This window comes from Pseudomonas sp. TE21394 (assembly GCF_054057835.1).
On sequence record NZ_JBSRZR010000001.1, the window covers coordinates 2,015,555 to 2,036,390 of the forward strand.

14 protein-coding genes and 2 pseudogenes are annotated in these 20,836 nt (G+C 63.9%); 10 read left to right on the forward strand and 6 right to left on the reverse strand.

Going from position 1 to position 20,836, the window contains the following annotated elements; all coding sequences use genetic code 11:
• Positions 1-24: 24 nt before the first annotated feature.
• Positions 25-598 (reverse strand): annotated as a pseudogene (locus tag ACVWZT_RS09370) (xanthine phosphoribosyltransferase).
• 61 nt (positions 599-659) lie between these two features.
• Entirely contained in the window at positions 660-2,669 is a 2,010-nt protein-coding gene (rep, locus tag ACVWZT_RS09375) for a DNA helicase Rep (protein ID WP_296235022.1), read from the reverse strand.
• A gap of 404 nt (positions 2,670-3,073) precedes the next feature.
• Here rep and ACVWZT_RS09380 point away from each other — a divergent pair, with 404 nt between their 5' ends.
• Complete coding sequence (locus ACVWZT_RS09380; protein ID WP_457472045.1) at positions 3,074-4,630, forward strand: putative bifunctional diguanylate cyclase/phosphodiesterase; 1,557 nt, start codon at positions 3,074-3,076, stop codon at positions 4,628-4,630.
• Between the two features lie 61 nt (positions 4,631-4,691).
• Here ACVWZT_RS09380 and ACVWZT_RS09385 read toward each other — a convergent pair whose 3' ends face one another.
• A complete protein-coding gene (locus ACVWZT_RS09385; protein WP_457469054.1) occupies positions 4,692-6,080 on the reverse strand; it encodes a NorM family multidrug efflux MATE transporter in 1,389 nt (462 codons plus the stop codon).
• A 150-nt stretch (positions 6,081-6,230) separates the two neighbouring features.
• Between ACVWZT_RS09385 and ACVWZT_RS09390 the strand changes: the two genes are divergently transcribed.
• The 3 genes and pseudogenes from ACVWZT_RS09390 to ACVWZT_RS09400 all read left to right on the forward strand — a co-directional run bounded on the left by ACVWZT_RS09390 (position 6,231) and on the right by ACVWZT_RS09400 (position 9,223).
• The gene (locus ACVWZT_RS09390; protein ID WP_457469055.1) at positions 6,231-7,157 is read left to right on the forward strand and encodes a LysR substrate-binding domain-containing protein; all 927 of its coding nucleotides are present in this window, start codon (positions 6,231-6,233) and stop codon (positions 7,155-7,157) included.
• A gap of 167 nt (positions 7,158-7,324) precedes the next feature.
• Positions 7,325-8,365, forward strand: a pseudogene (locus ACVWZT_RS09395) (Cache 3/Cache 2 fusion domain-containing protein); the annotation flags it as partial.
• Positions 8,366-8,500: 135 nt separating this feature from the next.
• Entirely contained in the window at positions 8,501-9,223 is a 723-nt protein-coding gene (locus tag ACVWZT_RS09400) for a methyl-accepting chemotaxis protein (RefSeq protein WP_414707249.1), read from the forward strand.
• Between the two features lie 39 nt (positions 9,224-9,262).
• Here ACVWZT_RS09400 and hglS read toward each other — a convergent pair whose 3' ends face one another.
• On the reverse strand, positions 9,263-10,657 hold the full coding sequence (gene hglS / locus ACVWZT_RS09405) for a 2-oxoadipate dioxygenase/decarboxylase HglS (protein ID WP_457469056.1): 1,395 nt from the start codon (positions 10,655-10,657) through the stop codon (positions 9,263-9,265).
• Positions 10,658-10,788: 131 nt separating this feature from the next.
• Entirely contained in the window at positions 10,789-11,679 is an 891-nt protein-coding gene (locus ACVWZT_RS09410) for a LysR family transcriptional regulator (protein ID WP_296235028.1), read from the reverse strand.
• 135 nt (positions 11,680-11,814) lie between these two features.
• Here ACVWZT_RS09410 and amaB point away from each other — a divergent pair, with 135 nt between their 5' ends.
• Complete coding sequence (gene amaB, locus ACVWZT_RS09415; protein WP_296235029.1) at positions 11,815-13,305, forward strand: L-piperidine-6-carboxylate dehydrogenase; 1,491 nt, start codon at positions 11,815-11,817, stop codon at positions 13,303-13,305.
• A 166-nt stretch (positions 13,306-13,471) separates the two neighbouring features.
• Positions 13,472-14,758, forward strand: coding sequence for an L-pipecolate oxidase (gene amaA / locus ACVWZT_RS09420; protein WP_457469057.1), 1,287 nt, complete (start codon positions 13,472-13,474; stop codon positions 14,756-14,758).
• Between the two features lie 38 nt (positions 14,759-14,796).
• On the opposite strand, the gene ACVWZT_RS09425 is transcribed toward amaA, so the two are convergent.
• Positions 14,797-16,224, reverse strand: coding sequence for a mechanosensitive ion channel domain-containing protein (locus ACVWZT_RS09425; RefSeq protein WP_457469058.1), 1,428 nt, complete (start codon positions 16,222-16,224; stop codon positions 14,797-14,799).
• 302 nt (positions 16,225-16,526) lie between these two features.
• Here ACVWZT_RS09425 and ycaC point away from each other — a divergent pair, with 302 nt between their 5' ends.
• From ycaC to ACVWZT_RS09445, 4 genes are all read left to right on the forward strand, one after another.
• Positions 16,527-17,156, forward strand: coding sequence for an isochorismate family cysteine hydrolase YcaC (ycaC, locus tag ACVWZT_RS09430; RefSeq protein ID WP_110639869.1), 630 nt, complete (start codon positions 16,527-16,529; stop codon positions 17,154-17,156).
• A 115-nt stretch (positions 17,157-17,271) separates the two neighbouring features.
• On the forward strand, positions 17,272-17,838 hold the full coding sequence (locus ACVWZT_RS09435) for an antibiotic biosynthesis monooxygenase (RefSeq protein ID WP_457469059.1): 567 nt from the start codon (positions 17,272-17,274) through the stop codon (positions 17,836-17,838).
• A 38-nt stretch (positions 17,839-17,876) separates the two neighbouring features.
• Positions 17,877-18,695 (forward strand): alpha/beta fold hydrolase, encoded by an 819-nt coding sequence (locus ACVWZT_RS09440; RefSeq protein ID WP_296235033.1) that lies wholly within the window; start codon positions 17,877-17,879, stop codon positions 18,693-18,695.
• 156 nt (positions 18,696-18,851) lie between these two features.
• Entirely contained in the window at positions 18,852-20,825 is a 1,974-nt protein-coding gene (locus tag ACVWZT_RS09445) for an amidohydrolase (protein WP_457469060.1), read from the forward strand.
• Positions 20,826-20,836 lie beyond the last annotated feature (11 nt).

Below are 20,836 nucleotides of genomic sequence, written 5' to 3' on the forward strand. Positions count from 1 at the left end.
GCCGCGCAGCGGCCCCGATGGGCATTACTCGATGAAAGTCACTACACCACCTTCCAGCGACTTCACCCGAGCCAGCGATTCAACGCGGTAGCCCTGGCTGTCCAGCTCGGCACGGCCGCCCTGGAACGACTTCTCGATAACGATGCCCAGGCCGGCCACGGTCGCTCCGGCCTGCTTGATGATCGAGATCAGTGCTTGCGACGCCTTGCCGTTGGCCAGGAAGTCGTCGATCACCAGGACCCGGTCGCTGCTGTTGAGGTGGCGTGGCGAAATGGCCACGGTGTTCTCGGTCTGCTTGGTGAAGGAATACACCGAGGCGGTCAGCAGGTTTTCGGTCAGGGTCAGCGACTGGTGCTTGCGGGCGAAGATCACTGGCACGCCCAGCTTCAGGCCGGTCATCACCGCCGGGGCTATCCCTGAGGCCTCGATGGTGACGATCTTGGTCACGCCGGGCGTCGGCGAACAGGCGGGCGAACTCGTCACCGATCAGCTGCATCAGCGCTGGGTCGATCTGGTGGTTGAGAAACGCATCGACTTTGAGAACCTGATCGGAAAGCACGATGCCTTCTTCGCGAATCTTCTGGTGCAGTGCTTCCACTGTGTTTACCTCGAAACAAAGGTGGCCGCTGTACGCGGCAATAGTAAAGAGTAATGGTTGATCAGCGTTTGAGCATCGCCCGGATATCGGCCAGGGCGTTGTTGCCGCGTGCAGCCTTGACCTCGACCGGCGCGTCGTCCAGGCCCTCCCAGGCCAGGTCTTCCGGTGGCAGTTCATCGAGGAACCGGCTGGGCGTGCAATCGATGATTTCACCGTACTGCTTGCGTTTGGCGGCGAAGGTGAAGGCCAAGGTCTGGCGCGCGCGAGTGATGCCCACATAGGCCAGGCGGCGTTCCTCTTCGATGGTGTCGGCCTCGATACTGGAACGGTGCGGGAGGATTTCCTCTTCCATGCCCATGATGAACACGTAGGGGAACTCCAGGCCCTTGGAAGCATGCAAAGTCATCATTTGCACGCCTTCGGCGTTCTCTTCCTCTTCCTGCTGGCGCTCGAGCATGTCGCGCAGCACCAGCTTGCCGATGGCGTCCTCGATGGTCATGTCACCCTCTTCGTCCTTCTCGAGGGTGTTCTTCAGCGCTTCGACCAGGAACCAGACGTTGCTGATACGGAACTCGGCAGCCTTGTCGCTGGCGGTCTGCTGGCGGATCCAGTTCTCGTAGTCGATATCACGGATCATCTCATGCAGTGCGGCAATCGGGTCTTCCAGGGCGACCTTTTGGCGCACCCCGTCCAGCCAGTGCTTGAAGCGCTGCAGACGCTCGGTGTAGCGGGCGTCCAGGTGCTCGCCCAGGCCCAGCTCCTCGCTGGCGGCATACATCGAGATGCCGCGTTCGGTAGCGTAGTTGCCGAGCTTTTCCAGGGTGGTGGAGCCGATTTCCCGGCGTGGTACGTTGATGACCCGCAGGTAGGCGTTGTCATCGTCCGGATTCACCAGCAGGCGCAGGTAGGCCATCAGGTCCTTGACTTCCTGGCGGCCAAAGAAGCTGTTGCCGCCCGACAGGCGATACGGCACCTGGTGATGCTGCAGCTTCAGCTCGATCAGCTTGGCCTGGTAGTTACCCCGGTAGAGGATGGCAAAGTCGCTGTAGGGGCGGTTGGTGCGCAGGTGCAGGGTGAGGATTTCCATGGCCACGCGTTCGGCCTCGGCTTCCTCGTTCTTGCAGCGGATCACGCGGATCTCGTCGCCTACACCCATCTCGCTCCACAACTGCTTCTCGAACGCGTGCGGGTTGTTGGCGATCAGCACGTTGGCACAGCGCAGGATGCGGCTGGTGGAGCGGTAGTTCTGCTCCAGCATCACCACCTTCAGGGAGGGGTAGTCCTCCTTGAGCAGCATGAGGTTTTCTGGCCGGGCGCCACGCCAGGCATAGATCGACTGGTCGTCGTCGCCGACCACGGTGAATTGGTTGCGCATGCCGATCAGCATCTTCACCAGCAGGTACTGGCTGGCGTTGGTGTCCTGGTATTCGTCCACCAGCAGGTAGCGCACGCGGTTCTGCCAGCGCTCCAGTACGTCGGGGTGCTCCTGGAACAGCTTGACCGGCAGCAGGATCAGGTCGTCGAAGTCCACCGCGTTGAACGCCTTGAGCGTACGCTGGTAATGGGTGTAGACAATGGCGGCGGTCTGCTCGCGCGGGTTGCGCGCTTTTTCCAGGGCCTCGGGCGGCAGGATCAGGTCGTTCTTCCAGGCACCGATCATGTTCTTGATCTCGTCGATGCCGTCGTCGCCGGAGTATTCCTTCTGCATGATGTCCGACAGCAACGCCTTGATGTCGGATTCGTCGAAGATCGAGAAGCCTGGCTTGTAACCCAGGCGCTCGTGCTCCCTGCGGATGATGTTCAGGCCAAGGTTGTGGAAGGTGCACACCGTCAGGCCACGGCCTTCGCCCGGACGCAGCAGGGTGGCGACCCGTTCCTTCATCTCGCGGGCGGCCTTGTTGGTGAAGGTCATCGCCACGATGTACTGGGCACGGATGCCGCAGTTCTGGATGAGGTGGGCAATCTTGCGCGTGATCACGCTGGTCTTGCCCGAGCCTGCGCCGGCGAGCACCAAGAGAGGGCCGCCGACATAGTCACGGGCTTCCTGCTGCCGGGGATTGAGTCGGGACATGCTAGAAACCGGGGTCGCCAGAAAATAGCCGCGCATTCTATCAGGCATGGGGCCGTTGTGGCGCGACCGTCTGACGTCTGAGTCAGACTTTTGTGGGAGCCCCGGTATTAGTGCGACTAATGCAAGGTACTGAAAAAAACGTATTTGCCGGCTGAGTCCGTTTCGCGCAGGATGCACGACAAAATGCGTCGGGACGCTACGACAGCTTTTGCGCTCACAAATTTAAAAATCATTCTCATTTGTGCAGTAGCATACCCGAACTCTTCCGTTGCACCGTGAAGCCCTAAGGAGCCCGCTTGTCCACGCCTGTCGAACCTCTGCGTTTGCTGCTGTTGGCTGATGAGCCGGAATGGACCGTATTGCTGCGCGACTGCGTGCAGGCATTGGACGGTACTGCAGTGCTACTGACTGCGCCCAACTGGGAGGCGGTAGACAGCCTGTCCAGCCATGACCGCCAGGCTGTCGTACTCGCGACCCCGGCGCTACAGCCGGCACCCGCGCGTTGCGACCTGCCGACCATCCTGCTGCTCGAGCACGAGCCCGAGCTGCCACCCAGCGCCGTCAGCGATTGGCTGGTGCGCGAACAACTCAATGCCGACACCTTGCGCCGCTCGCTGCGCCATGTCCGCGAGCGCGGCGTGCTGGTGGCCACCTTGCAACGCCTGGCCGAGCAGGACCCATTGACCGGCATCGCCAACCGCCAGGGCTTCCAGGCCTTGCTCACCGCGCGCCTGGCCGAGAACGAAGGCCGTGGCGTTGCTCTGGGCCATCTGGACCTGGACAACTTCCGCCACGTCAATGATGCGCTTGGCCACCAGAGCGGTGACCGCCTGATCCTGCAAGTGGTGGCCCGCCTGAAGCAGCAGCTGGAGGCGGGCGACCAGCTGGCACGCCTGGGCAGTGATGAATTTGCCCTGCTGATCGACACCCGCCGTGACGCCAACCGCGCCGAGTGGATTGCCGAGCGCATTGTCGAGGCGTTGGCCGAGCCGTACTGGATCGACGGCGAAAGCCTGCTGCTGGGTTGCAGCCTGGGCCTGGCCCATGCGCGTGTCCAGGGCGGGGCGGACCCGCTGATGTGGCATGCGCACATTGCCATGCGCCAGGCCAAGGGTAGCCAGGGTTGTACTTTCCACGTGTTCAACGAGCGCATCAACCGCAATGCCCGCAGCCTTGCCGATTTAGAGAGCGAACTGCGTCGCGCCTTGCGCCGTGACGAGCTGGAGCTGCACTACCAGCCCCGACTGAACCTGGCCGACGGGCGCATCGTCGGTCTGGAGGCGCTGGTGCGCTGGCGCCACGCCGAGCGTGGCCTGTTGCCGCCCAGCGAGTTCGTGCCGCTGGCCGAGCAGAGCGGGCTGATCGTACCGTTGGGCTACTGGGTCATTTCCCGTGCTCTGCGTGACATGCAGGCGCTGTGCGAGGGCGGGCTGGAGCCGCTGCACATGGCGGTCAACCTGAGTTTCCGGCAGTTCCAGGACAGCCAGTTGCTGGCGACCCTGAGCCGCCTGATTATCGAGCATGGTGTCGATGCCCGCTGGCTGGAATTCGAACTGACCGAAACAGCAGTGATGCGCCGCAACGAGCTGGTACGCCAGACCATGGATGCCCTGGGGCGCCTGGGCGTTCGTTTCTCGCTTGATGACTTCGGCACCGGGTTCTCTTCGTTCGTGCACCTCAACAGCCTGCCGATCACCTTGCTCAAGGTGGATCGCAGCTTTGTGGCCGAAATGGAAATGCGTGAGGAGAACCGCAAGCTGGTGCACGCCATGATCAACCTGGCGCACAACCTCAACCTCGAGGTGGTTGCCGAGGGGGTGGAGAGTGAAGAGCAACTGGCCTTGTTGCGCGGGTTCGGTTGTGACCAGGTGCAAGGGTTTTTGGTCAGCAAGCCGCTGCCGGTGGGCGAGTTGATGGAGTTCTTGCTGGATTCCAGCAAGCCGAAGCTGGTCAGTCTGTGACAACCTGGGGGAGGGCTTTGCCCTCCATCGCGAGGCATGGGCTGCAAAGCAGCCCCAACGGTCATATAGACACTGCAGACCTGTCAGCCAGCCCGGCCTTTCCCAGCAACCGCTTCATCCGCCACTCAAAGCCAAAGGTCAGGGCCACCGCCGCACACGCCAGCCCCAGCGCCAGCCCCCACCACACCCCGACCGCGCCACCGCCCAGGGTAAAGGTGAACAGCCAGGCGCTCGGTGCCCCCACCAGCCAATAGCACACCAGCCCGATCAGGAAGGTGGTCTTGGCGTCCTTCAGCCCGCGGATCGAACCCATGGCGATGGTCTGCATGCCGTCGAACAGCTCGAACCATGCCGCCACCGCCAGCAGCTGCACCGCCAGCTGGAAGATCGCGGCGAAAGCCGGGTCGTTGCGGTCGATGAACAGCCCCACCAGCGCATCGGGCAGCAGCCAGAACAACGCGGCGAAGGCGAACATGATCATCGCCCCGAAGCCGATGCCCACCCGCCCGGCGCTGCGCGCCGCCAACAGGTTGCCGGCGCCGAAGTACAGCCCCACCCGCATGGTCACCGCGTACGACAAGCCGGTCGGCACCATGAACGCCGTGGAAACGATCTGCAGGGCGATCTGGTGCGCCGCCAGCTCGGTACTGCCCAGCACTCCCATGCACAGCGCGGCGAAGGCGAACAGGCCGACTTCCACCGTGTAAGTACCACCAATCGGCAAGCCCAGCCGCCACAGTTCGCGCAAGGCCGGCAGCGACGGGCGCGACAGGCCCTTGCGCAGCGGGTAGGCGGCATAGGCCGGGTGCCAGCGGATGTACAGCGCCAGGGCGATGGCCATGCCCATAGATACTACTGCGGTGACCAGGCCGATGCCCATCAGGCCCAGCTTGGGCAGGCCGAACATGCCTTCGATCAGCGCCACGTTGAGCAGGTAGTTGAGCACCGTGCCCACCAGGCTGATGACCATCACCGGGGTCGAGCGGCCCAGGGCGCTGGTGAAGCCGCGCAAGGCCATGAAGGTCAGGTAGCCGGGCAGGGCCAGCGGCAGCAGGGTGAGGAATTCGGCGGCCGAAGCGACGTTTTCGGGTTTTTGCCCGAACAGCAACAGCACCGGCTCTAGGTTCCACAGCACCAGACCGGCGCACAGCGCCAGGCCCCAGGCCAGCCACAGGCCGTTCTGCGCCAGGCGCGTGGCGCCGTCGATGTCGTTGGCACCCTTGCGGATCGCCACCAGCGTGCCGACTGCAGCGATCACGCCCAGGCAGAAGATCGACACGAACGAATAGCTCGCCGCACCCAGGCCGCCGCCGGCCAAAGCCTGCGGGCTGATGCGCGCCATCATCAGAGTGTCGGTGAGCACCATCAGCATGTGCGCCAGTTGCGAGGCGATCAGCGGCCCGGCCAGGCGCAACAAAGCCTTCAGTTCTGTAGTGGGCGCGACATGCATGGGACGATCCTTTTTTCGGGGCGATCAACGAAGGGCGATTCTGGGGCTTTGGTCAACTTTGCACAAAAGGATAAAAGCGATCGTTGGCATGAGTATGACTCATGCATATATGCTTGCCGGTGATCCGTTTCCCCGCATGGCAGGCGCCTCATGTCACGTCAGCTCCCTCCGTTGTATGCCTTGCGCGCATTCGAAGCCGCCGCCCGGCTGAGTTCGTTCACCCGTGCCGGTGAGGAGTTGTCGATCACCCAGAGTGCGGTCAGCCGGCATATCCGTACACTGGAAGACCATTTCGCCTGTCGCCTGTTCATGCGCAACGGCCGCAGCCTGCAACTGACTGAAGCAGCGCGGGTGCTGCTGCCAGGCGTGCGGGAAGGCTTCGCCGCACTGGAGCGGGCCTGCGATAGCTTGCGTGGCGAAGACGGAATCCTGCGCATGAAGGCGCCTTCGACCCTGACCATGCGCTGGCTGCTGGCGCGGCTGAGCCGCTTCCGGCACCTGCAACCCGGCAACGAAGTTCAGCTGACCAGTGCCTGGATGGACGTTGACCATGTGGACTTCAGCAACGAACCGTTCGACTGTGCGGTGCTGCTCAGTGACGGTGTGTTCCCGCCGGACTGGGAGGTGCGCCGGTTGTTCGCCGAACTGCTGATCCCGGTAGGGGCGCCGGACCTGCTCGCAGATGGCCCATGGGACGAACGCCGGCTGGCCGGCATCGAGCTGCTGCACCCGACGCCGGACAAGCGCGACTGGCGTGCCTGGCTCGAGCGCATGGGGCTCGCTAACCAGGTTTCGCTCAAGGGCGGGCAGGTATTCGATACCCTGGAACTCGGCATGATCGCGGCCGCGCGTGGCTACGGCATCTCCATGGGAGACCTGCTGATGGTCGCCGAGGACGTGGCGCAGGGGCGCCTGAGCCTGCCGTGGCCGACCGCCGTTCCCAGCGGCATGGACTATTACATGGTGTGGCCGCGCACCCGCCCGGGTGGGGAGCGCTTGCGGCGCCTGAGCCGGTTCCTGCAGGACGAAGCGGCGGCGGTGGATCTGCCCGATGTGCGAATCCTGCCGTCGCTTTGAATGCCAGGCGCAAAGGTTTGCGAATATCCCGGTCCGACACTCAAGTATTCCCCGGCGACGCCGATCAAGTGGCACCAGCGTCCCGGAAGAGGGCGCGCTTCCCGACGACAACAAGCGGGTGGCCCACGTGATCAGGACGATCCCGGCCTCTTGCCAGGAGCTTGACCATGTCTCAACCGCGTGCCCGAATCGCCTCGCAACTGGGGGTTGCCCTCGCCATCGTGCTGGCGCTGGTGATTTCCGGCAGTACCCTGTTCGCCTTGCGCTCGCTGGACGATGCCAACCTCGCCACCCGCCAGGCCCACCTGGCCAGCGAGGCGCGTTTGCTGGCCGACCAGCTTGACACCTTCCACGGCTCGCTCAAGGACAACACCCAGCGCCTCAGCGGGCTGTTCGAGCGGCGCTTCGCCTCGGGCCTGTCGCTGCATGCAGGCGAGACCGTGCAGGTCGCCGGCCAGGCCACGCCTGCCCTGTACCTGGGTAACCAGCTGCTGAACAACGACTTCCAGGTGGTCGATGATTTCCAGCAGATGACCGCCGGCATCGCCACGCTGTTCGTGCGCAACGGTGACGATTTCGTGCGCATCAGCACCAACCTGAAGAAGCAGGACGGCAGCCGTGCCATCGGTACCCTGCTCGATCGCCAGCACCCGGCCTATGCGCGACTGCTGGCCGGGCAGATGTATGTGGGCCGCGCCGTGCTGTTCGAGCGCAACTACATGACCCGCTATGTGCCGGTGACCGATGCCAGCGGCCGGGTGATCGCCGTGCTGTTCGTCGGCTTCGACTACACCGACGCGCAGAATGCCCAGTTCGCCAACTTGGCGCGTTTCCGCATTGGCCAGACCGGCTCGTTGGCCTTGCGCGACGAGAAGGGCGCCTGGCTGGTGCCACCGGCCAATGCCGACCAGCAGTTGTACAGCGCCACCGCCCCCTTCGCCGAAGGCCCCTGGACCGTGGTCGCCAGCATGCCGATGGCAGAGATTCGCCAGGTGACCTGGAGCGTTGGCCTGCGCCTGGCCGTCGGCAGCCTGCTGGCGATGCTGCTGGCTGTTGCCGCCACGCTATGGCTGTTGCGCCGCAAGCTGCGCCCGCTGGATGACTTGGTGCGCCAGGCAGAAGCGCTTGGGGCGGGAGACCTGGGGGCACGCCTGAGCGTGACCAGCGATGACGAGATCGGCCAGCTGGCGCGCAGCTTCAACAAGATGGGCGAAGCATTGGCGACCATGGTCGAGCATATCCGCGGCGCCTCCGAGCAGGTCAGTACCCGTGCACGCTCGCTGGCCGGCCTGTCGGCCGGCGCGTGCGAGGGCATGGACCAGCAGTCCGGCGAAATCACCAGCATGGCCGGCGCGGTGGAAGAGTTCAGCGCCACCTCGATGAACATCGCCGACAACATGGCCGGCACCGAGCGCATGGCCCGTGACAACGCCCAGCAGACCCGCATCGGCCGCAATGCCATGGACGAGGCGTCGCGCTCGCTGACGCAGATTGCCGAGGCGCTTGGCGGTACCGCCACGGTGATGGACAGCCTGGGGGCTCGCTCGCAGGAAATTGGCGGCATCATCAGCGTGATCACCGCGATCGCCGAGCAGACCAACCTGCTGGCTTTGAACGCTGCCATCGAGGCGGCCCGTGCCGGCGAGCAGGGGCGTGGCTTTGCCGTGGTGGCCGACGAAGTGCGGGGGCTGGCCGCACGAACCCGTCAGGCCACGGACGAGATTTCCAGCATGATCACCAGCATCCAGCAGCAGACCGGCCACGCCATCACCACGCTGGAGCAAGGCAACCAGCTGATGCAGGAAGGCCTGGAACGCAACGACAAGGTGGCCCAGGCGTTGGCGCGTATCGACGAGCAGAGCCGTGCGGCCGGTGAGCAGTTTGCTGTAATCAGCACGGCGACCCAGGAGCAGAGCAGCACCGCGACGTTGCTCAGTCGCAACTTGCAGAGCATTGCCCAGGCCAACGGCGAGCAACGCGAAGTGGCTAATGAGCTGGCCTTCACCGCGCGTGAACTGGAAGGGTTGGCGGCACAGTTGCGCCAGGAAGTGGACCGCTTCCGCTGAAACCGCAAGGGGCGCAGAGCGCCCCGACAATCTGAGACCTTACATCGAACCCAGGTTCAACGCCTGCGCACAGGCCTGCAGCGACCGTCGCTCGCTCAGCGCATACAGGGCCAGTTCGTCCTGCACCTGCATGCCCAGCGCCGCTTCGAACGCAGCGCGGTTGGCATTGCTACCGTATTCGGCGTGCGCATCGTCACCCAGGTTGGACTGGAAGATCCCTGCCGCACTCACCGGCAGGAAGTCCTCGTAAACCAGCGCTTCGTAGTGCACATGACCGGCTTCGATCAGCCCTTCCAGAGTGCTCGGGCGGTGAGCCTGGTCACGCGCGGCCAGGCCTTTCTCGGTAGCGAAGTAACGGAAGTACGCCAGCCCCTGCTGGCGCATCTGTGCCAGGTCGTCCGGGAATTCGGCGAAGGTCTCCTTCAGCAGCGCCATGTAGCGTTCGGCATTGGCCTCGGCCGGCACGCCACCCAGGGCGGCTCGAGTGGCATCGAGCAGCTTGTCGTACAGCTGGCGGCCTTTCGGCGTCAGGGCCGCACCGCGCTGTTCGATTTCGCCGAAGCGCGCGGTGTGGCTGCCTTCGCTGCCCTGCTGGTCGCTGAAGGCGACCTTTTCCTGCAGGGCCTTGAAGCTGGTCTGGCGCAGCAGGATCGGATGGCGGCGGGTGGGCGGGCCCTCGACCACGGCCTTCGGCGGGATGCCCTTGGCCGGCATGCCGGCCTGGATCGCATCGATGTCCAGCGTGCGCGGGGTCAGGTGGTTGATGTGCGGGCCCTTGAAGGCCACCACGTCGGCGATCAGGCGATGCTGGTCGTGCAGCTGCTGGTACTGCTCGGCAGTGACGGTGGCGTCATGGTGCCAACGGAAGGTGTGCAGCGCTTCCTGCACGAATGCCTCGGCATCTGCCGCGTTCAGGCCTCCGTCACGTTCGCACTGGGCAATCAGTTCAAGGGCGCGGTCAGTGAAGATCTTGCGTTTGGCCAGGATGCTCTCTGCCAGCGCGCGCAGTTGCGGGTTGTCGATCAGTTCCAGGCGCAGCAGCGAGGTGAATACGCGGAACGGGCTGACGTGCAGTGACTGTTCGTGCACCGCGCGGAAGGCGGTGGAATGAACCGGCACCCCGGCGGAGCTGAGGTCGTAGTAGCCAACCGGCTGCATGCCCATCACTGCGAACAAGCGGGCAATGGTTGCCAGCTCTTGCGCGGTGCCGACGCGGATGGCCCCGTGGCGCTCCTGATCCAGCCGTTCGATCTCGCCGGTCCAGCGCAGGGCCTCGGCGACTTCGGGTTGCCGGGCCATGACCTGCTGGTTGATTTCGCTCACCAGCTCCAGCAGCGTGCCGTACAGGGGCACTTCCTGTTTGTACATGAGCGACATGGCGGCGGAGAACTGCGCGCGGATGTTGTCGGGGCTGACGAAATCGTGGGCGGGCATCGCTAGCTTCCTGGTTGGGTTCGGACGCTTACATGAAAGCGGGGAATGCACTTGGCTTACAAGCGAAAAAAAGTGAGTGTGTCATTCCTTTTTTGATCGATCTAAAGGGCCGCCAAGCGCCCCTGGCGGTCTCAATCCGCAAGCTGCTCGCGAATCCACTCCACCAATGCCCGGACCTTGGGTACCTCCGCTGCATGCTCGGCATACGCCAGGTAATGCGCCCCTGCACTGGGCATCGCATGGTTCCACGGCATCACCAGGCTACCCTCGGCCAGTTCCTTCGCCGCCAGGTAGCGTGGCACCAATGCCACCCCGCACCCGGACTGCGCCGCACTCAAGGCCATATAGAAGGTATCGAAGCGCGGACCATGGTAGGCGCTGACGCTTTCCAGGCCCAGCTCCAGGAACCACTCGTGCCACGCCTCTGGTCGCGAGGTGCTTTGCAGCAACACCAGTTCGGCCAGTTGCCCGGCGTCGACCAGTTCGCGGCCAGCCAGTAGCTCCGGTGCGCACACCGGTACCACCTCTTCACCGAACAGCGCCATGCAGGTGGCTCCTGGCCAAGTGCCCTGGCCATAGAAGAACACCACGTCCGCCGAACCCTGCAGCAAGGCGAACGGCTCCATCTCGTTGCGGATGTCGAGGTGGATATTGCCGTGGCGCTTGCCAAAACCCTTGAGGTGCGGAATCAGCCAGCGCACGCCGAAACTCGGCTGGGTGGCTACCTTCAATATCTCGGTCTGCTCGCCGTAGGTGAGTACGTAGCGGCTGGACATGTCGACCTGGGTGAGGATCTTGTTGACCTCGGCCAGGTACAGGCTGCCGGCGGGTGTCAGCTGCAGGCGGCGGCGGATGCGCAGGAACAGGTGGTGGCGCAGCATGTCTTCCAGCTGCGCCACCTGCTTGCTGACCGCGCTCTGGGTCAGGTGCAGTTCTTCGGCGGCACGGGTAAAACTCAAATGGCGGGCTGCAGCTTCAAAGCACTGCAGGGCAGTCATGGACGGCACCAGGCGTTTGGACATAGCGGTCTCTGCGGCTCAAATCATTACCTGACGGAATGATATGCGGAATAAAGGTCGTTTGTTGTAGCTATGTGATCGGATTAATACTGATCCATATCATTTTTCCACCCCATCACCCGATGTAGGAGAAGCACAATGGTTGCTGGATTGCTCGAGCGCCTTGGCGTTGCCGCCGAGGCTTACACCCAGGGCGACTACCCTGTTCACACGCCGATCGACGGCAGCCAGATCGCCTCGGTGAAATTGCTCGGCAAGGCCGAGACCATCGCTTGCATCGACCAGGCGCAAGGCGCCTTCGAAGCCTGGCGCAGCGTACCGGCCCCGCGCCGTGGCGAACTGGTGCGGCTGTTCGGCGAAGTGCTGCGTGAGCACAAGGCTGACCTCGGCGAGCTGGTATCGATCGAAGCCGGCAAGATCACCCAGGAAGGCCTGGGCGAAGTGCAGGAAATGATCGACATTTGCGATTTCGCTGTTGGCCTGTCGCGCCAGTTGTACGGCCTGACCATCGCCTCCGAGCGCCCCGGCCACCACATGCGTGAAACCTGGCACCCGCTGGGTGTGGTCGGTGTGATCAGTGCGTTCAACTTCCCGGTTGCAGTCTGGGCCTGGAACGCCGCCCTGGCCCTGGTCGCCGGTAACGCTGTGGTGTGGAAACCGTCGGAAAAGACTCCGCTGACCGCCCTGGCCTGCCAGGCACTGTTCGAGAAAGCCCTGAAAGCCTTCGGCGATGCCCCGGCCGGGCTGGCGCAGCTGGTGATCGGCGGCCGTGAAGCTGGCGAAGCCCTGGTCGACGACGCGCGCGTCCCGCTGGTCAGCGCCACTGGCAGCACCCGCATGGGCCGTGAAGTAGGCCCGCGCGTGGCTGCCCGCTTCGGCCGCAGCATCCTGGAACTGGGCGGCAACAACGCCATGATCCTGGCCCCGAGTGCCGACCTGGACCTGGCCGTGCGCGGCATCCTGTTCTCCGCTGTCGGTACCGCTGGCCAGCGTTGCACCACCTTGCGCCGCCTGATCGTGCATCGCTCGATCAAGGATGAAGTGGTTGCCCGCGTCAAAGCCGCCTACGGCAAGGTGCGCATCGGCGACCCACGCAAGGACAACCTGGTGGGCCCGCTGATCGACAAGCAGTCGTTCGATGCCATGCAAGGTGCGCTGGCCAAGGCCCGTGACGAGGGCGGCCAGGTGTTTGGCGGCGAGCGCCAGCTGGCCGACCAGTACCCGAACGCCTACTACGTATCGCCTGCCATTGCCGAAATGCCGGCGCAGAGCGACGTGGTGCGCCACGAGACCTTCGCACCGATCCTGTACGTGCTCGCCTACGACGATTTCGAAGAGGCCCTGCGCCTGAACAACGAAGTGCCACAAGGCCTGTCGTCGTGCATCTTCACCACCGACATCCGTGAAGCCGAGCGCTTCCAGAGTGCTTCGGGCAGCGACTGCGGTATCGCCAACGTCAACATCGGCACCAGCGGTGCCGAGATCGGTGGTGCGTTCGGTGGCGAGAAGGAAACCGGCGGTGGCCGTGAGTCCGGTTCCGACGCCTGGAAAGGCTACATGCGTCGCCAGACCAACACCGTGAATTACTCGCGCGAGCTGCCGCTGGCGCAGGGTATCGTGTTCGACTGATGGGCTGATGCTGCATGGCCGGGGGCTTGGCCCCCGGTTCGCGGGCAAGCCCGCTCCCACAGGTCCCCACAGATTTCGAAACCTGTGTACATCCTGGGGGAGCGGGCTTGCCCGCGAATGGGCCCTAACGCGGCCCCAAACAAGAACAAATTGCTGGAGCCGGGCCATGTCCGAACTGCGTCAACAATGCTTGTGGGAATTCATCACAGAACCGAGCGTCGCCATCCAGGCCCTGGCCGGTGAGCACAAGGCCGATGTCTGTGTGATCGGTGGTGGCATTACTGGCCTGTCGGCGGCCATCCACCTGCTCGAGCAGGGCAAGTCGGTGATCCTGCTGGAGGCCTGGAAGATCGGCCATGGCGGCTCCGGGCGTAACGTCGGCCTGGTCAACGCCGGCACCTGGATTCGCCCTGACGATGTCGAAGCCACCCTCGGCGTGCAGCAGGGCAGCCGCCTGAACAAGGTGCTGGGTGAGGCTCCGGCTGAAGTGTTTGCCATGATCGAGCGCCTTGGCATCGACTGCCAGGCGCAGCACAAAGGCACCTTGCACATGGCGCACAACGCCACCGGCATCGCCGACCTTGAAGCTCGCCACGAGCAATGGCGCCGCCGGGGTGCCGATGTGGAGCTGCTGACCGGCGCCCAATGCCAGGAATACTGCGGCACCGACAAGATTTCCGCCGCGCTGCTCGACCGCCGCGCCGGCACCATCAACCCGATGGGCTACACCCAGGGCCTGGCCGCTGCGGTGGCGCGCCTGGGCGGCAAGCTGTTCCAGCAGTCCTCGGTCGAAGGCCTGGAGCGTGATGGCGATGCCTGGCGAGTGAAGACCGCACGTGGCTCGGTGCGCGCCGACAAGGTGGTGATTTCCACCGGTGCCTATACCGAAGGCGACTGGAGCAACCTGCAGAAGCAGTTCTTCCGTGGTTACTACTACCAGGTGGCGTCCAAGCCGTTGCATGGCGCTGCCGCCGACAAGGTACTGCCGCATGGGCAGGGTTCGTGGGACACCCGCACCGTGCTCAGCAGCATCCGCCGCGACGACGAGGGCCGCCTGCTGTTGGGCAGCCTCGGCCGGGTCGACAACAAGCCGGCCTGGTTCGTACGCAGCTGGGCCGACCGGATCCAGAGCCACTACTACCCCGAACTGGGCAAGGTCGAATGGGAGATGCACTGGACCGGCTGCATCGACTTCACTCCCGACCACCTGATGCGCCTGTTCGAGCCGGCACCGGGGCTGGTGGCAGTCACCGGTTACAACGGGCGCGGCAATACCACCGGGACCGTGATCGGTCGGGCATTTGCCGAATTCCTGCTGAAGGGTGAGGTGGGCAGCCTGCCGATTCCGTTCTCGCCAATGAAGGGTGTGAGTGCGCCTTCTCTGCGCACTGCGTTCTACGAGTCCGGGTTCTCGCTGTACCACGCGGGGCAATGCCTGAGGGTTGTGCTGTAAGCTCTGCGCCGGGTTCGCAGGAGCGCGGCGGCACAGGCTTACTTGTGCAACCAGCTCAGGAAGCCGCCTCTCTTGATCGAAGCCGGCTTCTGCAGCAACAGCGACTCCCGGCTCTGCCGCCTGAACCGCTGCAACTTGCCAAACGCTGCCTGCACCTCGCCACGTTGCACCAGGCAGTTTTTTACCTGTTCCTTGTCGATGCGATACAGGACGCAACTGGTCAACGTACGGAACTCGGCAAACGAGTCGTCCTCATCGATGATGCCCTCGATCCCCAGCACCTCACCGGGCCCCATGCGCCCGGCCTCCACCAGCCTGTCGCCATCGCGGATCGACGCCGATACGACGCCGCTGCCTATCACCAGCAAGTGCTCGGATTGCTCGCCCACGCCCAGGATGACCTGGTCCGCCAGATATTCCACCGCTGTCATGCGCTGGCTCAGGGCATCGCGTTCTTCATCGGTCAGCGAGCGGAACACTCGTACTTCGTCCAGCACCTCGCGCTGACGGCTGCGCGGCGGCATGGCCAGGTCTACGTTCCACATCACCCCGCTGGCCTCCAGGTGCCGGTGCGCCAGGTCGAACAGCTGGTTGCGCGCATCACCCTTGACGCCTGCGTCGGCTACGAAGCCGCTGGCCTCGTACTCCACTGATTCCAGCGTCGACGCCTTCACCGCGACCTTCGGCCTTGGCGTGGCAAGAATGGCGCTGACACCCTGCAAGGCCTTTTCCAGTGCATCGAACACCCGCTTGGGGCGTACCTTGGCCGGCACCACCACGCTGATCGATACGCCGTGTACGTCAGCCGGGCGGCTGTGGTTGAGCAGCCGCGCCTTGGCTGCCACCGAGTTGGGGATCACCGCCAGGCTGCCGCTGCCAGTGAGCAAGCGGGTAGCCCGCCAGTCGATTTCCAGCACCTTGCCTTCAGTGCCGTCAATCGAGATCGAATCGCCAATCTGGTAGGGCCGCGTGGTGTTCAGGATGATGCCACTGAAGACGTCGGCCAACGTACTTTGCAGTGCCAGGCCGATGACGATGGCCATCACCCCGGAGGTGGCCAGCAGCCCCTTCACCGGCAGTTGCAGCACATAACCTGCCGCGGCGACCACGGCGGCCAGGAAGATCAACGCCCCCAGCACGTCCTGCAGCAAGCGCCCGCCGTGGCTGCCACGGGCCACCAGCAACAGGCCGAACACCACCGTTACCGTGCGCGCGCCGAACAGCCACCAGCCGATGGCCAATACCGTGGCCAACAGGTTGCGTGAAACATCGTCGGCCCAGGGGGGCGGTTGCAGTGGGCTCATGCCGGCGGCCACCAGTACCGAGCTGAACAGCAGGAACAGCACCAGCCGCGCACCGATGCGCCAGGCCCGGTGCTGGAGGGGAATGAGCTGCCAGAGCACAAGGTCGAGCAGGATCAAGGCGATGCCGAGCAACAGCGGGTATGACTGGATGAACGCCAGCATGGAGGTCTCGGGTGTCAGGGGAGGGCTGTGGGTAGTAATAGAGCAGGTTGTCGTTGCAGGCAATGGGCGCCTGCAAACCTGGCTTGCATAGGGATCGCGCAAATAGCAAAGCCAGTGCAGTACGTGTGGAAGCGGGTTTAGCCGCGAAGAGGGCAGCAAATCCAAAGCCAATGGATCGTTCATAAAATAGAACGCTAAAGCCAGAAAACGCTGTCTACCGCTTCAAAGGTGATGGTTTTAATCTTATCCCATCAACGCGAAACACCCAACTTACTGACTTCAACACCTTCGGAGCTACGACCATGACCAACTTCAAATACAACCGCCTGAACAAAGACGACGCCGCAGTCCTGCTGGTCGACCACCAGGCTGGCCTGCTGTCGCTGGTGCGCGACATCGAGCCGGACGCGTTCAAGAACAATGTCCTGGCCCTGGCCGACCTGGCCAAGTTCTTCAACCTGCCGACCATCCTCACCACCAGCTTCGAGCAAGGCCCCAACGGCCCGCTGGTACCCGAGCTGAAAGCGCTGTTCCCGGATGCCCCGTACATCGCCCGCCCAGGCCAGATCAACGCCTGGGACAACGAAGACTTCGTCAAGGCGGTGAAGGCCACCGGCAAGAAGCAACTGATCATCGCCGGTGTGGTGACCGAGGTCTGTGTAGCCTTCCCGGCGCTGGCGGCGCTGGAAGAAGAGTTCGACGTGTTCGTGGTGACCGACGCTTCCGGCACCTTCAACGCCATGACCCGCGACGCCGCGCACGACCGCATGAGCCAGGCTGGTGCGCAGCTGATGACCTGGTTCGGCGTAGCCTGCGAGCTGCACCGCGACTGGCGCAACGACATCGAAGGCCTGGCGGCGCTGTGCTCCAACCACATCCCCGACTACCGCAACCTGATGACCAGCTACAACGCGTTCAACGCCAACAAATAAGCCACGGTTCCGGGCACCGCCAGTCGGTGCCCGGCCAGTGCAGCACACCCGTCCAATCCTCCGCCCGTCCGCCGTTGCACAGTGGATGCGGGCAAGCTCATCCCAAGGAACGCCGATGAACACCGCATTCCAAGACAACCGCAACGTGGTGACCCTGGTCATCCAGCACAAGGTCCGCGCCGCGTCGCTGGCCGCCTACGAAGCCTGGCTCAAGCGCACGGTCAGTACTGCTCGGCGACAGCCGGGGCACCTGGACGTCAACGTCATCCGCCCCGACGACGGCGGGCTGCACTTCACCACGGTGGTGCGTTTCGCCGACGCCAGCCTGCTGCAGGCCTGGGTCAATTCGACCGAACGCCAGGCACTGGTCAACGAGGTGCTGCCGTTGCTCGAAGGCGGTGACCACACCCAGGTGCATGACGACCCGGAGTTCTGGTTCACCCCGCCGAACACCCGCGTAGCGCAACCGCCGCGCTGGAAGCAGGCGCTGCTGACCTACCTGGTGATCTGCCCGATGACCCTGGTCATTCCGCATCTGCTGGCGCCGCTGTTCGTGCGCTTTCCGCAATTGGGCGGCGCGATCATCGGCAACCTGTTCACCAACCTGTTCGTCATCCTGCCTGTGGTGTTCTACATCATGCCCTGGGTCACCCGTCGCTGCGCCAACTGGTTGCGCGGCTGAGCAAGCCTTCACCTCTACATTTTCAAGGAGATACCGACATGAGCACGTTCGTTACCCGCGATGGCACCTCGATCTACTTCAAGGACTGGGGCAGTGGCAAGCCCGTGCTGTTCAGCCATGGCTGGCCACTGGATGCCGACATGTGGGATTCGCAGATGGAGTTCCTGGCCAGTCGCGGTTACCGCACCATCGCCTTCGACCGCCGTGGCTTCGGCCGTTCGAGCCAGCCGTGGAGTGGCTACGACTACGACACGTTCGCCGACGATATTGCCCAGCTGATCGAGCATCTCGACCTGCGCGACGTGACCCTGGTGGGCTTCTCGATGGGCGGTGGCGATGTCAGCCGCTACATCGCCCGTCACGGTAGCGAGCGTGTGGCCGGCCTGGTCTTGCTGGGGGCAGTGACGCCAATCTTCGGCAAGCGTGACGACAACCCGCAGGGTGTCGACCTGTCGGTGTTCGAAGGTATCCGCGCCGGTCTGCGTGCCGACCGGGCGCAGTTCATCGCCGATTTTGCCACGCCGTTCTATGGCCTGAACCATGGGCAGCAGGTGTCCCAGGGCGTGCAGACCCAAACCTTGAACATCGCGCTGATGGCGTCGATCAAGGGCACCCTGGACTGCGTGACGGCGTTTTCCGAGACCGACTTCCGCCCCGACATGGCCAAGGTCGATGTGCCGACGCTGGTAATCCATGGCGACGACGACCAGATCGTGCCGCTGGAAACCACCGGCAAGCAGGCGGCGGAGCTGATTCGTGGGGCTGAACTGAAAGTGTATGCCGGGGCGCCGCACGGGTTTGCCGTGACGCATGCACAGCAGCTGAACGAGGACCTGTTGGCGTTCCTGCAGAAGTAATTGTGGGCAGCATTCGGGGGCTTGCCCAGGCAGCACAAAGCTTGAACAGGGCTAACCTTCTACAACCCACCGCACATCCATCCAAGCCCTGGCCCTGCACTCACCGGCATGCTTCGCAGTTGCGCCTGCCGGCGCCCCCACCAGACGGAGAAGACCATGTCCCAGGACCGCAACGACAAGACCCGTCGCCAGTTCCTCGCCACCAGCACCGTGCTCGGTGCCGCCGGCGCGCTCTGGTCCGCATTGCCTTTTACCGGTTCCGCTTACGCATCCACTCAAGGAGGTTCCATGACCGCCGACCTGATTCTGTTCAACGGCAAACTGCACACCGTTGATCGTGAAAAGCCCACCGCGACCGCCGTCGCCATCAAGGATGGCCGTTTCATCGCCGTGGGCAACGACGCCGAGGCCATGGCCCACAAGGGCGCCTCCACGCAAATCATCGACCTCAGGCAGCGCACGGTCATTCCGGGCCTGAACGACTCGCACCTGCACCTGATCCGTGGTGGCCTGAACTACAACCTGGAGCTGCGCTGGGAGGGCGTGCCGTCGGTAGCCGACGCCCTGCGCATGCTCAAGGACCAGGCCGCGCGCACGCCCACCCCGCAGTGGGTGCGCGTGGTCGGTGGCTGGAACGAATTCCAGTTCGCCGAAAAACGCATGCCCACCCTGGAAGAAATCAACCAGGCCGCGCCGGACACGCCGGTGTTCCTGCTGCACCTGTATGATCGCGCATTGCTCAACCGCGCTGCGCTCAAGGCCGTCGGCTACACCAAGGACACGCCCAACCCGCCGGGTGGCGAGATCCAGCGTGACAAGTTCGGCAACCCGACCGGCATGCTGATCGCCCGCCCCAACGCTATGATTCTCTACGCCACCCTGGCCAAGGGGCCGAAGTTGCCGCTGGAGTACCAGGTCAACTCTACCCGCCAGTTCATGCGCGAACTCAACCGCCTGGGCCTGACCAGCGCCATCGATGCCGGTGGTGGCTACCAGAACTTCCCGGACGACTATCAGGTGATTCAGCAACTGGCCGACAACAACCAGTTGACCGTGCGCATCGCCTACAACCTGTTCACCCAGAAGCCCAAGGAAGAGCTGGACGACTTCCGTAAATGGACCTCCAGCGTCAAGCTGCACAGCGGCACCGACTTCCTGCGCCATAACGGCGCCGGCGAGATGCTGGTGTTCTCTGCCGCCGACTTCGAGGACTTCCTCGAGCCGCGCCCGGACCTGCCGCAGACCATGGAGCAAGAGCTGGAGCCGGTGGTGCGCCACCTGGTCGAGCAGCGCTGGCCATTCCGCCTGCATGCCACCTACAACGAATCGATCACGCGCATGCTCGACGTGTTCGAGAAGGTCAACCGCGACATTCCGTTCAATGGCCTGCCGTGGTTCTTCGACCATGCCGAAACCATCACCCCGCACAACATCGAACGCGTGCGTGCGCTGGGCGGTGGTATCGCCATCCAGGACCGCATGGCCTTCCAGGGTGAATACTTCGTCGACCGCTACGGCGCCAAGGCTGCCGAACAGACCCCGCCGATCAAGCGCATGCTCGACATGGGCGTTCCGGTGGGTGCCGGTACCGACGCCACCCGCGTGTCCAGCTACAACCCATGGACCTCGTTGTACTGGCTGGTCAGCGGCAAGACCGTCGGAGGCATGGAGCTGTACCCTGAAGGCCTCAGTCGCGACACCGCATTGCAGCTGTTTACCCAGGGCAGCGCCTGGTTCTCCAGCGAGCAGGGCAAGAAGGGGCAGATCAAGGTGGGCCAACTGGCCGACCTGGCGGCATTGTCGCTGGACTTCTTCAGCGTCGACGAAGAAGCGATCAAGGGCATCGAGTCGGTGCTGACCGTGGTCGACGGCAAGGTGGTATACGCCGCGGCAGAATTCGACAAGCTCGGCCCGCCACAGGTGCCGGTGCTGCCGGAGTGGTCGCCGGTGACCAAGGTGCCGGGCCACTGGCGCGTGGGTACGCCATCGCTGGCGGCAGTGGCGCACCAGTGCGTCGGGCCTTGCGGGGTGCATGCGCACAGCCATGAGAAGGCGCGGCACTCCAATGTGCCGGTGAATGACTTCCAGGGTTTCTGGGGCGCGCTGGGTTGTTCGTGCTTCGCTTTCTAAGCTGAGCAGAT

Excerpts from the sequence above, each read along its gene's own strand:
- rep (WP_296235022.1), bottom strand. The coding sequence starts at position 2,669 with ATGTCCCGACTCAATCCCCGGCAGCAGGAAGCCCGTGACTATGTCGGC.
- ACVWZT_RS09385 (WP_457469054.1), bottom strand. The coding sequence starts at position 6,080 with ATGCATGTCGCGCCCACTACAGAACTGAAGGCTTTGTTGCGCCTGGCC.
- ACVWZT_RS09390 (WP_457469055.1), top strand. The coding sequence starts at position 6,231 with ATGTCACGTCAGCTCCCTCCGTTGTATGCCTTGCGCGCATTCGAAGCC.
- ACVWZT_RS09400 (WP_414707249.1), top strand. The coding sequence starts at position 8,501 with ATGGCCGGCGCGGTGGAAGAGTTCAGCGCCACCTCGATGAACATCGCC.
- hglS (WP_457469056.1), bottom strand. The coding sequence starts at position 10,657 with ATGCCCGCCCACGATTTCGTCAGCCCCGACAACATCCGCGCGCAGTTC.
- ACVWZT_RS09410 (WP_296235028.1), bottom strand. The coding sequence starts at position 11,679 with ATGTCCAAACGCCTGGTGCCGTCCATGACTGCCCTGCAGTGCTTTGAA.
- amaB (WP_296235029.1), top strand. The coding sequence starts at position 11,815 with ATGGTTGCTGGATTGCTCGAGCGCCTTGGCGTTGCCGCCGAGGCTTAC.
- amaA (WP_457469057.1), top strand. The coding sequence starts at position 13,472 with ATGTCCGAACTGCGTCAACAATGCTTGTGGGAATTCATCACAGAACCG.
- ACVWZT_RS09425 (WP_457469058.1), bottom strand. The coding sequence starts at position 16,224 with ATGCTGGCGTTCATCCAGTCATACCCGCTGTTGCTCGGCATCGCCTTG.
- ycaC (WP_110639869.1), top strand. The coding sequence starts at position 16,527 with ATGACCAACTTCAAATACAACCGCCTGAACAAAGACGACGCCGCAGTC.
- ACVWZT_RS09435 (WP_457469059.1), top strand. The coding sequence starts at position 17,272 with ATGAACACCGCATTCCAAGACAACCGCAACGTGGTGACCCTGGTCATC.
- ACVWZT_RS09440 (WP_296235033.1), top strand. The coding sequence starts at position 17,877 with ATGAGCACGTTCGTTACCCGCGATGGCACCTCGATCTACTTCAAGGAC.
- ACVWZT_RS09445 (WP_457469060.1), top strand. The coding sequence starts at position 18,852 with ATGTCCCAGGACCGCAACGACAAGACCCGTCGCCAGTTCCTCGCCACC.